The organism is Streptomyces sp. CA2R106 (assembly GCF_037034245.1).
GTDB lineage: Bacteria > Actinomycetota > Actinomycetes > Streptomycetales > Streptomycetaceae > Actinacidiphila.
Map to the genome: position 1 here is coordinate 88,763 of NZ_JBAGKC010000007.1, position 15,772 is coordinate 104,534.

A 15,772-nucleotide genomic window follows, 5' to 3' on the forward strand; every position below is an offset into this window, starting at 1 on the left:
CCGGGCGGAGGGGGCGGGGCCGGGCGGAGGGGGCGGGGGTCAGGATTCGTCGAGGGTGATGGCCCAGGAGGGGCAGGTGGCGGCGGCGTCGCGGACGTCGGGCCACAGGGTCTGCGGGGGCTTGGCGTCGAGGAGTTCGACGATGCCGTCGTCCTCCCGCTGGTCGAAGACGTCGGGTACGGCGAGCACGCACATGCCCGAGCCGCAGCACTTCTCCTGGTCGACGTTGATACGCAACGGTGGGGTCCTTCCGCCGGGGGGCACGGGGGGCGCGGTCACCACGCCACAGGGAGTTCGTGGACGCCCAGGATGAGCGTCTCGTTGCGGTAGCGGACGTCCTCGAAGGGGACCGCGAGCCGCAGTCCGGGCAGTCGGCGCAGCACCGTGGGCAGCGCGACCTGGAGTTCGAGGCGGGCGAGCGGCTGGCCCAGGCACTGGTGGACGCCGAACCCGAAGGCGAGGTGGCGCCGGCTGCCGGGGCGGGCGAGGTCGAGGCGGTCGGCGTCGGGGAAGACCTCCTCGTCGCGGTTGCCGGCGCTGAGCATGCACAGCACGCCCTCGCCGGCGCGGATGAGGGTGTCGCCGACGGTGACGTCCTCGGTGGCTACGCGCGCCACCCCGCTCTGGATGATGGTGAGGTAGCGCAGCAACTCCTCCACGGCGGCCTGCACTTCGGCGGGACCGCCGTCGCGCATCCGGGCCAGTTCGCCGGGGTTGCGCAGCAGGGCGAGTATGCCCAGGGCCGTCATGTTCGCGGTGGTCTCGTGTCCGGCGACCAGCAGCAGCCGGCCCATCCGGGCGATGTCGGCGTCGGTCAGGTCGCTCTGCTCGGCGACCCGGCTGAGGATGGCGTCGTCCGGGGAGCGCCGCTTGGCGCGGGTCAGGTCGCGGAGGTAGGCGAGCAGTTCGTTCTGCGCGGCGACCACCTCCTCCGGGGTGGACTCGGTGCGCAGGATCGCGCTGCTGCACTGCTGGAAGAACTCGTGATCGGCGTAGGGCACACCCAGCAGCAGGCAGATCACCACCGACGGCAGCGGCAGCGCGAAGTCCGCGACGAAGTCGGCCTCCTGGCGCCCCTTGGTCATCGCGTCGAGCAGGTCGTCCGCGAGCTGCTGGACCTGCGGCCGCATGGACTCGACCTTGCGGATCATGAAGTCCGAGGTGAGCATCCGGCGCAGCCGCGCGTGCTCAGGGTCGTCCATCCTGATGAAGGTGGGCCGGTCGGTGCTGAGCGCCCTGCGGCCGGCGCTCAGGAAGGGGAAGCCGGGCCGGGCGGAGTCCGCGCTGAAGCGGTCGTCGCGCAGGGTGTGGCGGATGTCGTCGTGGCGGGTGATCAGCCAGCAGGACGAGCCGTCCCAGAGGGTGGTGCGGGCGACCGGGCGCTCGCGCCGGGCCTGCTGGTAGGCGGGCGGCGGGTCGAAGGGGCAGGTCGCGCGGGCCGCGGGCGCGGCCAGCGGCTCGGGCAGCGGGCTGTACGGGCAGGCGCCGGCGGCGCCCGGGTCGGCCGCCGGTGCGGGGTGCGCGGGCACAAAGGCGCCGGTGGGGGATGCGGGGCTGGGTATCGCTGCGGCCATGACGGGCTCTCTCCTCCGGGGGTGAGGGTGAGATCTTCGTTCCGTGGTGCGACTGCTGTGGCACATGGGGTAGTTGGCCCCAGCACTAGATGCTCTGAGCAACTAACCCGTAGGTCACGGTAGTTCACGCTCCGTACGGACGGAAGGGCGCTTCGGGCGTTCGGCCGAAACTGTCCCGAAGCCGACGGTGCGCGGCCCGGTGCGGGCGGCGGCGAGCCGGTGCGGAAGGCCCGAGCGAAGAGAACCGGCCACTTCCGCACCCCGGGGCGGCCGCAACCGGAGGCGAACGGCGCGCGCTCCGGCCCGCCGGGAGCGCACACGGCGCCCTGCGTGCGGCCCCGCGCAGCCCTGCCCGGCCACAGCACCGCCGGGTAGATTGCAGGCATGGCAGACATCCGGGGTGGCGTGGCGGACGGAAGCGCGGGCGACGCGGACTACGGGGTGATCGGCGGTGGCTACAGCGACTACCGGCAGCCCGACCCGCGGATCGCACGGGTGCTGGCCGACGCGCTGGGCGGCGCCCGCAGCGTGCTGAACGTCGGCGCCGGCGCGGGGTCGTACGAGCCGGCGGACGCCGAGGTGGTCGCGGTGGAGCCGTCGGCGACGATGCGCGCCCAGCGGCCCGCGCACCTGGCACCCGCGATCGACGCCTCCGCCGAGCAACTGCCCTTCGACGACGACCGGTTCGACGCGTCGATGACGACGTTCAGCGTGCACCAGTGGAGCGACGCCGCGGCCGGGCTGCGCGAGATGCGCCGGGTGACCCGCGGCCCCGTGGTCGTCATGACCTGCGACCCGGCGCTCGTCCGGGACTTCTGGCTGTACGCGTACGCACCGCTGGTACTGGACACCGAGGCGCGCCGCTACCCGGCGGTCGAGGCGATCACGGCCGCGCTGGGCGGCAGGTGCACGGTGACGCCGGTGCCGATCCCAGCCGACTGCACCGACGGGTTCAACGAGGCGTACTACGCCCGCCCGGAGCGGCTGCTCGACCCCGGCGCCCGGCAGGCGTGCTCGGCGTGGAGCTTCGTGCCGCCGGAGCTGGCCGCGCGGTACACCGGCGACCTGCGCGCGGCCATCGGGTCGGGCGCCTGGGACGCGCAGTACGGCGCGCTGCGCCACCAGCCGTACCTGGACGGGTCGCTGGTGCTGATCCGGTCCGTGCCGGAGCACGGCACGCCCTGACCCGGCGCGGCACGCCCCGGCCCGGCACGCCCTGACCCGGCACGCCCCCTACGACTACGGCCGGTCGATATGGACGTTTGTCGACTTCACCCGGGCCACCGCCTCCGCCCCGACCTCCAGCCCCAGTTCCTCCACCGCCTCCCGCGTGACCAGGGACACCAGCCGGTGCGGCCCCGCCTGGATCTCCACCTGGGCGGCCACGTCACCGAGCTTGACGGCCGTCACGATGCCCGGGAACGCGTTGCGCACCGACGTGTGCGAGGTGTCCGACTCCGCGTCGGGGCTCTGGGCCAGCTCGACGGAGAACGCGGCCAGATCCCGCCCGTCGATGAGCCGGCGCCCGGCCTCGTCACGGTGGGTGGCGACCCGGCCGGCGTCGGCCCAGCGCCGCGCGGTGTCCGGGCTGACGCCCAGCAGCCGCGCCGCCTGGCCGATCGTGTAGGACTGCATGGCGCCAGCGTACGGCGGCCCGCCCGGCGGCGGCGCGGCGCACGCCCGCGGTTTTCTCCCGCGCGCCCGGACCGCGGTGCCACTACGCTGAACTGCATGGACTGCCGAACACATGGACGACAGCACGGGACGGGATGCCGATGACCGAGCCGGACGCCGGCACGCGCCGCGCCGCGCTCCTCACCGTTGACGACGACCCCGGGGTCTCCCGGGCGATCGCCCGCGACCTGCGCCGCCGCTACGGCGAGCGGTACCGGGTGGTGCGGGCGGAATCCGGCCAGGACGGACTGGACGCGCTGCGGGAGATGAAGCTGCGCGGGGACCTGGTCGCGGTGGTCCTGGCCGACTACCGGATGCCGAACATGACCGGCATCGAGTTCCTGGAGCAGGCGATGGACGTGTACCCCGGCGCGCGCCGGGTGCTGCTCACCGCCTACGCGGACACCGGTGCCGCCATCGACGCGATCAATGTCGTCGACCTCGACCACTACCTGCTCAAGCCGTGGGACCCGCCGGAGGAGAAGCTCTACCCGGTGGTCGACGAGCTGCTGGACAGCTGGCTGTGCTCCGACCACCGCCCGGTGCCCGAGACGAAGGTGATCGGGCACCGCTGGTCGGCGCGCTCCTCGGGGGTGCGGGAGTTCCTGGCCCGCAACCAGGTGCCCTACCGCTGGTACCAGTCCGACCAGGCCGAGGGCCGGCGGCTGCTGGAGGCCGCCGGGCACGACGGGCTGCGGCTGCCGGTGGTGATCGCGCCGGGCGGCGAGGTGCTGCTGGAGCCGTCCGACCAGGACCTGGCGGTGCGGGTCGGCCTGTCCACCGCGCCGGCCGAGGAGTTCTACGACCTGGTGGTGATCGGCGGCGGCCCGGCCGGGCTCGGCGCCGCGGTCTACGGCGCCTCCGAGGGGCTGCGCACGGTCCTGGTGGAGCGCACCGCGACCGGCGGCCAGGCCGGGCAGAGCGCCCGGATCGAGAACTACCTCGGCTTCCCCGACGGCGTCTCCGGCGCGCAGCTCACCGACCGGGCCCGCCGCCAGGCCACCCGGTTCGGCGCGGAGCTGCTCACCGCCTGCGAGGTCACCGCGCTGGAGGTCAACGGTTCGGCCCGCACCGTGCGGTTCGCCGACGGCTCCGCGGTCACCGCGCAGAGCGTGCTGCTGGCCACCGGTGTCGCCTACCGCCGGCTGGAGGTGCCGGGGCTGGCCGAACTCACCGGCCGGGGCGTGTACTACGGCTCGGCGCTGACCGAGGCGGCCGGCTGCGAGGGCCAGGACGTGTACATCGTCGGCGGCGCCAACTCCGCGGGCCAGGCCGCCGTCCACCTGGCCCGGCACGCCAAGTCGGTGACGCTGCTGGTGCGCGGGGCGTCGCTGGAGGCGTCCATGTCGCACTACCTGATCCAGCAGATCGCGGCCGTGCCCACCATCGAGGTGCGCACCGGCACGTCGGTCACCGCGGTGCACGGCGAGGACCACCTGGCGGGCCTGACCCTGCGCGACGCCGCCACCGGCTCGGACGAGCTCGTCGACGCCCAGCGGATGTTCGTGTTCATCGGCGCCGCGCCGCGCACCGACTGGCTGGACGGCACCGTGCGCCGCGACCGGCACGGGTTCGTGCTGACCGGGCCGGACCTGCCGGCCGGTGACGGGCAGCGGCCGGCCGGCTGGCAGCCGGACCGGCTGCCGTACCACCTGGAGACCAGCGTGCCGGGGGTCTTCGCGGCCGGCGACGTGCGCGCGGAGTCGGCGAAGCGGGTGGCGTCCGCGGTCGGCGAGGGCGCGATGGCCGTGATGCTGGTGCACCGCTACCTGGAGGGGCTGTGACCGACGAACCGCAGCAGACGCAGCAGGCGCGGCAGCGCCCGCTCGACCCGTGCGACCCGGACGAGCTGCGCACGCTCTTCCTGTTCGAGAAGCTCACCCCGGAGCAGCTGGCCAAGCTGTGCCGGATCGGCCGGGTGGAGACCCTCGAGCCCGGCCCGGTCTTCGCCGAGGGCGAGCCGGCCACCTGCTTCTACGTGCTGCTGGACGGCGCGCTGGTGACCTCCCGGAAGGTCGGCGACGACGACGTGGAGGTGGCCAGGACCTCCCAGCGGGGCGTGTACACCGGCGCCTTCCAGGCGTACCTCGGCGACCGGGTGCCGCAGCGGTACACGAACTCGATGCGGGTGACGGCGCCTTCGCGGTTCTTCGTGCTGGCCGCCGACGACTTCGCGCACATCGTCACCGAGTGGTTCCCGATGGCGGTGCACCTGCTGGAGGGGCTGTTCTTCGGCAACAAGTCCTTCCAGCAGGTGGTCAGCCAGCGCGAGCGGCTGCTCGCGCTGGGGTCGCTGTCGGCGGGGCTGACCCACGAGCTGAACAACCCGGCCGCCGCCGCGCTGCGGGCCACCTCCGCGCTGCGCGAGCGGGTCGCCGGGATGCGGCACAAGCTGAAGATCCTGGCCGGCGGCCCCTACCGGCAGGCCGACCTGGACACCCTGGTCAGCGTCCAGGAGCGGGCCGCCGAGCGGGTCGCGAAGGCCGAGCAGCTCAGCCCGATGGACGCCTCCGACCGCGAGGACGCGATCGCGGACTGGATGGACGCGCACGGCATCGCCGGCGGCTGGGACCTGGCGCCGGCGTTCGTGCAGGCGGGGCTGGACGAGGAGTGGCTCGACCAGGTCGCCGCGGCCGTCGACGGCAAGGTGCTGGAGAGCGCGGTGCGGTGGCTCAACTACACCGTCGAGACCGAGCTGCTGATGAACGAGATCGAGGACTCCACCTCCCGGATCTCCGGCCTGGTGGGCGCCGCCCGGCAGTACTCGCAGCTGGACCGGGCGCCCTACCAGGTGGTCGACGTCCACGACCTGCTCGACAGCACCCTCCAGATGCTCGCCGGGAAGATCGGCGCGGGGGTGCAAGTGGTCAGGGAGTTCGACCACACCCTGCCGCGCGTCCCTGGCTACCCGGGCGAGCTGAACCAGGTGTGGACCAACCTGGTGGACAACGCGGTGGCCGCGATGGACGGCGCCGGCACGCTCACCGTGCGGACCTCGGCGGAGCACGGCAGGCTGGTGGTGGAGTTCCGCGACACCGGTCCCGGTGTGCCGGCGGAGATCCGGCAGCGGATCTTCGAGCCGTTCTTCACCACCAAGCCGGTCGGCCAGGGCACCGGCCTCGGCCTCGACATCTCCTGGCGGATCGTGGTCAACAAGCACCACGGCGACCTGAAGGTCGAGTCCGAGCCGGGCGACACCCGCTTCCGGGTGTACCTGCCGCTGAACACGCCGGAGGCCGGCCAGGACACTGAGGAGGAGACCGTATGACCCCGTCGGACGACATGGGCGCACCCGGCGACTCCGGGGCCCCCGCGATCGACCCCGCGGTGCCGCCCAGCGGCACCGGCTGCGCGAGCTGCGACGCGGACGGCGGGTGGTGGTTCCACCTGCGCCGGTGCGCGGCCTGCGGCCGGATCGGCTGCTGCGACTCCTCGCCGGGCCAGCACGCCAGCGCGCACGCGGCCGCCACCGGCCACGACGTGGTGCGCAGCTTCGAGCCGGGCGAGGACTGGTTCTGGGACTACGCCAGGGAGCAGTACGTCGAGCAGGGCCCGCAACTGGCGGCGCCGCAGAGCCACCCGGCCGACCAGGGCGTGCCGGGGCCCTCGGAGCGGGTGCCGCCGGACTGGCGCGACCGGCTCAACCAGTAGCGCGCACCCGGTGCGGGCGGCGGTGCGACGCCGCCGCCCGCACCGCCGTTCAGTCGCCCAGCACCGGCAGCAGCTCCGGCAGGTGCCCGTCGGAGGCGAGCGCCGCGTCGATCCGCTCCTGCGGCACCTGCCCGTACAGGGTGGTGCGCGGGCGGGAGGGGCGGCCGGCCGCGTCGGCGATCGCGACGAGGTCGCGCACCGAGCGGTAGGACCCGTAACGCGAGCCCGCCATCCGGGAGATGGTCTCCTCCATCAGGGTGCCGCCGAGGTCGTTGGCGCCCGAGCGCAGCATCTCCGCGGCGCCCTCGGCGCCCAGCTTCACCCAGCTGGTCTGGATGTTGGGGATGTGCGGGTGCAGCAGCAGCCGCGCCATCGCGGTGACCGCGCGGTTGTCGCGCAGGGTCGGGCCCGGCCGGGAGATCCCGGCGAGGTAGACCGGTGCGTTGGTGTGGATGAACGGCAGCGTCACGAACTCCGTGAACCCGCCGGTGCGTTGCTGGATCTCGGCGAGCAGCCGCAGGTGGCCGAGCCAGTGGTGGGGCTGGTCCACGTGGCCGTACATCATCGTGGACGAGGAGCGGATGCCCAGTTCGTGCGCGGTGCTGACCACCTCGACCCAGGTCGCGGCGGGCAGCTTGCCCTTGGTGAGCACCCAGCGGACCTCGTCGTCCAGGATCTCGGCCGCCGTCCCGGGGATGGTGTCGAGCCCGGCCTCCTTCGCGGCCGTCAGCCAGTCCCGGATCGACATGCCGGTGCGGGTCGCGCCGTTGACCACCTCCATCGGGGAGAAGGCGTGCACGTGCATGCCCGGCACCCGCGCCTTGACCGCGCGCGCGATGTCGAAGTAGGCCGAGCCGGGCAGGTCGGGGTGGATGCCGCCCTGCATGCACACCTCCACCGCGCCCACCTGCCACGCCTGTTCGGCCCGGTCGGCGACCTGGTCCAGGGAGAGGGTGTACGCGTCGGCGTCGGTGCGGCGCTGGGCGAACGCGCAGAAGCGGCAGCCGGTGTAGCAGACGTTGGTGAAGTTGATGTTCCGCGTCACGATGTACGTCACGTCGTCGCCGACGGTGTCGCGGCGCACGTCGTCGGCGATCCGGCACAGCGCGTCCAGCGCCGGGCCGTCGGCGTGCAGCAGGGCCAGGGCCTGGGCGTCGGTCAGCCGCGTCGGGTCGTCGGCGGCCACCGACAGCGCCTGCCGGACGTCGGCCTCCACCCGGTCGGGCACCAGCCCGGGCGCGGCCTGTTCGCGCAGGCTCGCCCAGTCGCCGTACACGTCGTCGAAGTCGTCGCGCCGGTCGGCGCTGCGGCCGTGGGTGTCGATGGTGCGGTGCAGGTCGGTGCGCCCGCCGGCGGCGGGGAAGGCGTCGTCGGGTTCCTGCCAGGGCAGGCCCTGCGGCCGGACGTCCTCGCGGGCCAGGCCCGTCGCGGGGTCGGCGAGCGCGGTGACGTGGGGCAGCAGCCGCGGGTCGAGCCAGGGCTCGCCGCGGCGGATGTACTCCGGGTAGATCGTCAGCCGCTCCTTGAGGGTGTAGCCCGACTCGGCGGTGCGCGCGGCCAGTTCGTCGATCTGCGGCCAGGGGCGCTCGGGGTTGACGTGGTCGGGGGTCAGCGGTGAGACGCCGCCCCAGTCGTCGATCCCGGCGGCGACGAACCTGCCGTACTCGCCGTCGACCAGGTTGGGCGGTGCCTGGATGCGGGCGGCGGGGCCGAGCACGATCCGGGCCACGGCGATGGCCGCGGCGAGTTCGCCGAGTTCCGCGTCGGGCATGCCGCGCATCGCGGTGTCCGGCTTCGCGCGGAAGTTCTGCACGATGACTTCCTGGATGCCGTGGTACTGCCGGGCGGTGCGGCGGATCGCGAAGAGCGCCTCGGCCCGCTCGGTGTACGTCTCCCCGATGCCGATCAGGATGCCGGTGGTGAACGGCACGTTGGAGCGGCCGGCGTCCTCAAGCACCCGCAGCCGGACCGCGGGTTCCTTGTCGGGCGAGCCGTGATGGGGGCCGCCGGGCTCCGACCACAGCCGGGTGGCGGTGGTCTCCAGCATCATGCCCATCGACGGTGCGACGGGCTTGAGGCGCGCGAGGTCGGTCCAGCCCAGCACACCGGGGTTGAGGTGCGGCAGCAGCCCGGTCTCCTCCAGCACCCGGACGGCCATGGCGCGCACATACGCGAGCGTGTCGTCGTAGCCGTGCGCGTCCAGCCACTCGCGGGCCTCGGGCCAGCGGTCCTCCGGGCGGTCGCCGAGGGTGAACAGCGCTTCCTTGCAGCCCAGTTCGGCGCCGCGCCGGGCGATGTCCAGCACCTCGTCCGGGGACAGAAACATCCCCTCGCCGGCCCGCCGCAGCTTGCCGGGCACCGTGACGAAGGTGCAGTAGTGGCAGGTGTCGCGGCACAGCCGGGTCAGCGGGATGAAGACCTTCCGCGAGTACGTGATCACGCCGGGGCGGCCGGCGGCGGCCAGTCCGGCGTCCCGGACCCGGCCCGCGATGTCCGACAGCCGTTCCAGGTCGGCGCCGCGCGCCTGGAGCAGCACGGCCGCCTCCGCGGCGTCGAGGGCGACCCCTTCCGCCGCGCGGTGCAGCGCGCGGCGCATCGCGTTCGCCGTCGGCCGGCTCTCCGTCCCCGCGGCGGCGGGCTCTTCAGGTTCACGCGTCGTCATTGTTCGAGCATAAGCACACCGGCCGTTGTACATCCGGCGCCCCCGGTGCCCCGGCGGCGTCGCTACGCGTGCTGATCGCCGGCCGCGCCGGCCGCGGCCGCCGTCACCCGCGCCAGCAGGGCCTTCTTGTCGGGCTTGCCGCTGGGCGCGACGGGTACGGTGTCGAGCACCGTGATCGTGGCGGGCACGGCGTCGGCGCCGAGTGCGGCGCGTACGGCGGCGCGCAGTTCGCCGGCGGCGGGCGGCCGGCCGGGCGCGCGCGGGACGAGGAAGGCGTGCGGGGCCTCCCCGGTGCGCTCGTCGGGCGCGGCCACGACGTAGGCCTGGTCGACGTCCGGGTGGCCGGCGAGCGCGGCCTCGATGGCGGCGGTGTAGTAGAGGATCGCGTTGACGAAGACGACCTCGCGGGCCCGGCCGAGCAGGCGCAGGAAGCCGTCCTCGGCGAGGGTGGCGAGGTCCCGGGTCCTGATCCAGCCGTCCTGGACGACCTCGCGGGTCTGCTCCGGGTCCCGCCAGTAGCCGGACATGGCGCCGGCCGAGCGGACCCAGACCTCGCCGGGGGTGCCAGTGGGCACCTCGCGCCCTTCGGGGTCGCGCAGCGAGATCGCCACGTCGGGCATCGGGCGGCCGACGGAGTCGTGCACCGCGGCGCCGTGGCGGGCCTGGTCGCCGGGGGTGAGCAGGGCGAGCATGCCGGCCTCGGTCTGGCCGTATCCCTGGTGGACGACCGGGCCGAGGAGTTCGGCGGCCTCGGCGAGGCGGTGCGCGGGCAGCGGCGAGCCGGCCACCAGCAGCACACGCATGCTGCTGGTGTCGACGTCCTCGGTGCGCAGGGTCTCCAGCACCTGGTACAGCCGCGGGACGGTGCACAGGCAGGCGGTGACGCGGTGGCGCTGCCAGGTGTGCGGGAAGGAGACCGGGGGTTCGGGGATGATCGCGGTGCCGCCGCTGAGCAGGCACAGCGCGAGGTGTTCGAGCATGACCGCGCTGGTGAGGGTGCCGAAGACGAGGAACCGGCGGTATCCGGCGGCGAGTTCGCGGGCGGTGTCGCTCCAGCGGTCGGCCGGCTGCCAGGACCAGTGGGCGGCGAGGGCGCGGTAGGTCTGGGCGCAGCCCTTGGGGTGGCCGGTGCTGCCGCTGGTGAGGGTGATCAGGGCGACGTCGTCGGGGCGGCCGCGGGCGACCAGTCCGGCGCCGGGCGCGCCGTCGTACGGTGTGCCGGGCGCGGGGGTGCCGTCGTCGTGGATGCCGCCGTCGCCGCTGCGGCCGTCGAGCAGGTCGCGTTCGACGTCCAGGACGGCGGCGCCCGCCGCCTTGGCCGCGTCGGCGAGCGGTTCGGTGCGGGTGGTGTCGTCGACCAGGACGGCGTCGATGTCCTGGGCGAGCACATGGTGGAGCTGAGCGGGCGTCAGGCCCGGGCGCAGCCCGGTGACGCGGCAGCCGAGCAGGTGGGCGGCGATCTGCGCGGCGAAGCCCGCGGGGGTCACGGCGGTGGTGAGGGCGACCCCGCGGCCCGGGCCGAGTCCGGCGGCGGCCAGGCGCTCGGCGCAGGCCCGGACGAGGGCGAGCACCCGGCCGCGGCCGACCGGCCGGGTCCGGAACTCGAATGCCGGAGTGTCCGGGTCGTGGGCGAACGCGTCGATCAGGGCCTGCGGAAACGGCGATTCGGCCGGATTGTTCATCGTCCCCTCCGATCCGCGCGGCCGGCCCGGCAGGCATTTCGGCCACGGGCAAGCGGGTAAACCGCCTCGGCGGCGCACGGGCATTGCGGAGGCGCCGGCGGGTGCGCACTCCTGGTCGTTGGCGACATTATCCGCACGACAGCATTTCCAATCTCGCAAAGCCATGTGACATGGATCACATCAGGAACCCTGGAGCGATCCTTGAAACATCAATTATGGTGTTGAACCCGTCGGGACAACCGGGAGGAAGAATGTCCGGAGAAGAGCGGATCGACTACCTTGTGGTAGGCGCAGGGCCAGCCGGAATCCAGGCCGCATATTTCCTCGAACGCGCCGGCCGCGATTATCTCGTGGTGGAGGCGGGCACGGCGCCCGGCACGTTTTTCACGAAGTTCCCGCGGCACCGGACCCTGATATCCAGCAACAAGGTGCACACCGGCTGGGACGACCCGGAACTGAATCTGCGCACGGACTGGAACTCGCTGCTCTCGGAGGAGAGCAGCCCGCTCTTCACCGAGGTCACCTCGCGCTACTTCCCGCCCGCGGACGACTTCGTCGGCTACCTCGCGGACTTCGCCCGCACCCACGAACTGCGTATCCGCTACCACACCCGCGTCACCCGGATCAGTCGTGAGGCGGCCGCCGGAAGCGCCGCGGACGGCGCCGCCCCGCGCGGGGACTTCCTCGTCCACACCGCCGACGGCTCGCTGCTGCGGGTGAAGCGCCTGATCATGGCCACCGGGGTGACCCGCCCCTACATTCCGCCGATTCCCGGTGCCGAACTCGCCGAGCAGTACAGCGACGTCTCGGTCGACCCGGACGACTTCACCGACCAGCGGGTGCTGATCGTCGGCCGCGGGAATTCCGCGTTCGAGACCGCCGACAATCTCATCGAGCGCGCCGCCGTCATTCACGTCCTCGGCCCCGGATCGCTCAAGCTGGCCTGGCAGACCCACTTCGTGGGCCACCTCAGGGCAGTCAACAACAACTTCCTGGACACCTATCAGCTGAAGTCGCAGAACGCCCTGCTGGACGGCGAGATCGCCTCCATCAAAAAGTCTGAATCGGACGGAAAATACCATGTCGCGGTGAAGTTCGTCCGGGTGAACGAAGTAGTCAAGGAAATATCCTACGACCGCGTGATCATGGCCACCGGATTCCGCTTCGACGCGTCGCTCTTCGACGAGGAGTGCCGGCCGGAACTGACCATCAAGGACCGCTTCCCCGCGCAGACCGATGCGTGGGAGTCCACAAATGTACCCGATGTGTATTTCGTGGGAACCATCACCCAGGCCCGCGACTTCAAGAAGTCCACCAGCGGCTTCATCCACGGCTTCCGCTACGGCGTGCGGGCGCTCAGCCGGGTGCTGAACAGGCGCTACCACGACGAGCAGTGGCCGCACACCGAACTGCCCGCGAACGCCGAGGCCGTCGCCGACGCCGTCGTCACCCGGATCAACCGCACCTCGGCGCTCTGGCAGATGTTCGGCTTCCTCGGCGACGCCGTCCTCGTCGGCCCCGACGCGGTCGGCTACTACGACGAGGTGCCCGTCGACCACCTCCACCGGGCCGTGGGCGAGGGCGAGTTCGGGCCGGTCGACCACTACCTGACCGTCACCCTGGAGTACGGCGCCGACCACGACAAGGTGAACCCGTTCGACGTCACCGTCAACCGGCTCTCGCAACAGGACACCGGCGGGCTCGACAGCCGCTACCTGCACCCGGTGGTCCGGCTGTGGCAGGACGGGAAGCTGCTCACCGAGCACCACCTCACCGAGAACCTGGAGAACGAGTGGGACAGCGAGGACGTGCACCGCGCGCCCCTCGTCCGCTTCCTGGCCACCCACCTCTTCCCCGCGGCGCCCGCCGAGGAGCCCGCCGCCGCGCAGACGCCGTGACCGCGCAGCCGCCGCCGGACGCCCTCGAGGAGCTGCACCGCAAGGCGCTGGTCCAACTCGACCCCGTCCACCGGGACTTCTTCGAGGGCGGCGCCGGCCGGGAACAGGCACTCACCGAGAACGTCCGCGCCTTCGGCCGCCTCGCCCTGCTGCCCCGGGTGCTGCGCGGCGCCGGGCCGCCCGACACCGCGGTCGAGCTGCCCGGCGCCCGCGCGGCCACCCCGGTCCTGGTCGCCCCCACCGCCTTCCACCGCCTGGCGCACCCCGACGGCGAACGGGCCACCGCCCGCGCCGCCGCGGCCGCCGGCACCGTGCTGACCACCTCCATGGCGGCCACCACCGCCGTCGCCGAGGTGGCGGCGGCCGCCCGGGAGGTGCGGCAGGACGCGGCGGTCTGGTTCCAGCTCTATCTGCAACCGCGGGCGGAGGTCACCGACGCGCTGGTGCGGCGGGCCGAACAGGCCGGCTGCACCGCGCTGGTGGTCACCGCCGACTCCCCCGTCTTCGGCCGCCGCGGCCGCGACGACCGCAACGGCTTCCACGACCTGCCGCCGGGCTACGCCGCGGAGAACATGCGCGGCCTGCCTGGGGCACCGCCCGGCGGCACCCTCGACATCGCGATGAGCCCCGGGCTGTCCTGGCGCGACCTGCGCCGGCTGCGCACGCGCACCGAACTGCCGGTGCTGGTCAAGGGGGTCCTGCACCCCGACGACGCCCGGATCGCGGTCGACGAGGGCGCCGCGGGGGTGATCGTCTCCAACCACGGTGGCCGGCAGCTCGACGCCGCGCCCGCCACCGTCGAGGCGCTGCCCGCGGTGGCCGACGCCGTCGCGGGCCGCGTCCCGGTGCTGCTCGACGGAGGGATACGGTCCGGCGCCGACGTGGTGGCCGCGCTCGCGCTCGGCGCCACCGCGGTCGGCGTCGGGCGCCCGGTGCTGTGGGGGCTGGCCGCCGAGGGCGAGGCCGGCGTGGCCCGGGTACTGGCGGAGCTGGCCGGGCAGACCGCGCACGTGCTGGCACTGTGCGGGGCCCGCGACCGCACCGACCTGGACCGCGGCCAGGTGGTCGTCCGCGGGCGGCTGCCGGGGGTGGGGCTGGGATGAGGCCGAGCACCGTACGGCGGCTGACGGTCGCCGCCGCGGCCACCGCCGCCGCCCTGTCCAGCCCGTACTGGCTGCCGAAGTCCCTGGTCGCCCTGCGCGTCAAGGTGTTCGAGAAGGTCAACGGGCCCGAGGGCGTCATCGTCCCCAACGAGCAGGTCGGCCCCGAGCGGTTCGCCGAGCTGTACGCGCACCCCGCCGCCGACGGGCGCAGCAAGGGCGCCGGGCTGTCGGACCTGTTCTGGTACTGGCTGTCCCCCGGGCCCGAGGTGCACCAGGAGCACCTGGAACCCGGGCCGCGCTACGACGCGGTGGCCCGGACCACCACCGCGATCCTCGCCGGGTCCAGCGCCGAGCTGTCCGCCGCCGCGGCCCGCTGCACCGCACGCGTCCTGGACGGCCACCTGCCGCCAGCGCGGCCGGGAACGCGGGGCCGCCGGGCCCACCTGGTGCGGCTGCGCGACCTGATGATGCCGGTCTGGGCCGACTTCTTCCACGAACTGGTCTTCCACGAGCCGTGCCCGCCCGACGCGCGGCGCCTGATCGTCGGCAACGCCGAGGACGTCGTCAACTCCCTGAAGAACACCCGCCTTCGGCACATGCGCCGCCGCACCCGGCTGACCCGCTACCTGCTGCGCCGGCTGGCCGCGGGCGACCTGCCGCACGACCTGCCCGCCGAACTCGCCACGCCGCTGGACCGCGCGCACTACCTCCAGGGCGCCTTCTTCAACACCGCCGTCGTGCAGATGTCGGAGGCGATGGCGCACCTGCTGCTGGTGCTCGCCCAGCACCAGGACGTCCAGCAGCGCCTGGCCGCGCACCCGGACGACGACCGCGACCTAAGCAACGTCATGAACGAGACGCTGCGGCTGTACCCGCTGTTCGGCATCGCGCACCGGATCACCGGCGCCGACATCGACCTCGGGGACGGCGCCGGCTACCCGGCCGGCACCGTGCTCTGCTTCGACTACCCCGCCTACCACGCCACCGGCTACACCGACCCGGACGTCTTCGACCCCGGCCGCTGGGACCGGCTGTCGGTGAAGGACGCGCACCACATCCCGTTCGGGGTCGCGGCCAACCGGCCCTGCCCGGCATGGCGGTTGGCACCGCTGGTGATGCGCGCCGCCACCCGGGAGGTGCTGCGCCGCTTCACGCTGCACTCGTCGGTCTCCCACACCCGCTCCATCCCGCACCGGGCGCCCTGCCTGCTCGTCCCCCGCGACCGCCCGCTGCCCCGGCACCGCAGGAACGCGGCGCTGGCCGCGCTGCGGGTCCGCGACCGCTGGGAGGACGTGGGGCGCAGCACCCTTCAGTTCGTGCTCGGCACCTGGATGGTGGTGGACGCGCGGCGGCTGCGGATGGCGGAGAACTGGTTCGCCGAGCACGACACGCAGGGCCGCCCGCTGCCCCCGCCGTCCGGCGAAGCACCGTCCGCCGATCCGCAGTCCGCCGCCGAACCGCCGTCCGGCGGGGCTGCGCCGGGCTGCCCGTACCACCGCCGCGGCTGAGCCCGCCCGCACCGCGGCGC

12 protein-coding genes are annotated in these 15,772 nt (G+C 73.7%); 7 read left to right on the forward strand and 5 right to left on the reverse strand.

Annotated features, from left to right (window positions below; genetic code table 11):
* Positions 1–39 precede the first annotated feature (39 nt).
* Positions 40–237 (reverse strand): ferredoxin, encoded by a 198-nt coding sequence (locus WA788_RS12925; protein ID WP_335976481.1) that lies wholly within the window; start codon positions 235–237, stop codon positions 40–42.
* Positions 238–275: 38 nt separating this feature from the next.
* Positions 276–1,574 carry a cytochrome P450 gene (locus WA788_RS12930; protein WP_335976483.1) on the reverse strand — a complete coding sequence of 433 codons (1,299 nt, stop codon included), beginning with the start codon at positions 1,572–1,574 and terminating at the stop codon, positions 276–278.
* 384 nt (positions 1,575–1,958) lie between these two features.
* On the opposite strand from WA788_RS12930, the gene WA788_RS12935 reads away from it, so the two are divergent.
* The gene (locus WA788_RS12935; protein ID WP_335976486.1) at positions 1,959–2,759 is read left to right on the forward strand and encodes a class I SAM-dependent methyltransferase; all 801 of its coding nucleotides are present in this window, start codon (positions 1,959–1,961) and stop codon (positions 2,757–2,759) included.
* Positions 2,760–2,813: 54 nt separating this feature from the next.
* On the opposite strand, the gene WA788_RS12940 is transcribed toward WA788_RS12935, so the two are convergent.
* Entirely contained in the window at positions 2,814–3,209 is a 396-nt protein-coding gene (locus tag WA788_RS12940) for a TOBE domain-containing protein (protein ID WP_335976489.1), read from the reverse strand.
* Positions 3,210–3,349: 140 nt separating this feature from the next.
* Between WA788_RS12940 and WA788_RS12945 the strand changes: the two genes are divergently transcribed.
* Genes WA788_RS12945 through WA788_RS12955 form a run of 3 tightly spaced genes read left to right on the forward strand, consistent with a single transcriptional unit; the run spans position 3,350 to position 6,899 of the window.
* Positions 3,350–5,032 (forward strand): FAD-dependent oxidoreductase, encoded by a 1,683-nt coding sequence (locus tag WA788_RS12945; protein ID WP_335976490.1) that lies wholly within the window; start codon positions 3,350–3,352, stop codon positions 5,030–5,032.
* The gene (locus WA788_RS12950; RefSeq protein ID WP_335976492.1) at positions 5,029–6,516 is read left to right on the forward strand and encodes an ATP-binding protein; all 1,488 of its coding nucleotides are present in this window, start codon (positions 5,029–5,031) and stop codon (positions 6,514–6,516) included. Before WA788_RS12945 ends, WA788_RS12950 begins: the two co-directional genes overlap by 4 nt.
* The gene (locus tag WA788_RS12955; protein WP_335976495.1) at positions 6,513–6,899 is read left to right on the forward strand and encodes a UBP-type zinc finger domain-containing protein; all 387 of its coding nucleotides are present in this window, start codon (positions 6,513–6,515) and stop codon (positions 6,897–6,899) included. Before WA788_RS12950 ends, WA788_RS12955 begins: the two co-directional genes overlap by 4 nt.
* Before the next feature lie 49 nt (positions 6,900–6,948).
* On the opposite strand, the gene WA788_RS12960 is transcribed toward WA788_RS12955, so the two are convergent.
* The gene (locus tag WA788_RS12960; RefSeq protein WP_335976497.1) at positions 6,949–9,561 is read right to left on the reverse strand and encodes a bifunctional FO biosynthesis protein CofGH; all 2,613 of its coding nucleotides are present in this window, start codon (positions 9,559–9,561) and stop codon (positions 6,949–6,951) included.
* Positions 9,562–9,623: 62 nt separating this feature from the next.
* The gene (locus tag WA788_RS12965) at positions 9,624–11,243 is read right to left on the reverse strand and encodes a class I adenylate-forming enzyme family protein (protein WP_335976500.1); all 1,620 of its coding nucleotides are present in this window, start codon (positions 11,241–11,243) and stop codon (positions 9,624–9,626) included.
* Positions 11,244–11,494: 251 nt separating this feature from the next.
* Between WA788_RS12965 and WA788_RS12970 the strand changes: the two genes are divergently transcribed.
* The 3 genes from WA788_RS12970 to WA788_RS12980 are packed head-to-tail and all read left to right on the forward strand — an operon-like array spanning position 11,495 to position 15,752.
* Positions 11,495–13,141, forward strand: coding sequence for an NAD(P)-binding domain-containing protein (locus WA788_RS12970; RefSeq protein WP_335976503.1), 1,647 nt, complete (start codon positions 11,495–11,497; stop codon positions 13,139–13,141).
* On the forward strand, positions 13,138–14,244 hold the full coding sequence (locus tag WA788_RS12975) for an alpha-hydroxy acid oxidase (RefSeq protein WP_335976506.1): 1,107 nt from the start codon (positions 13,138–13,140) through the stop codon (positions 14,242–14,244). Before WA788_RS12970 ends, WA788_RS12975 begins: the two co-directional genes overlap by 4 nt.
* Positions 14,241–15,752, forward strand: a complete 1,512-nt coding sequence (locus WA788_RS12980; RefSeq protein WP_335976509.1) for a cytochrome P450 — start codon at positions 14,241–14,243, stop codon at positions 15,750–15,752. The genes WA788_RS12975 and WA788_RS12980 overlap by 4 nt, the downstream gene beginning before the upstream one ends.
* The last annotated feature ends 20 nt before the right edge of the window (positions 15,753–15,772 follow it).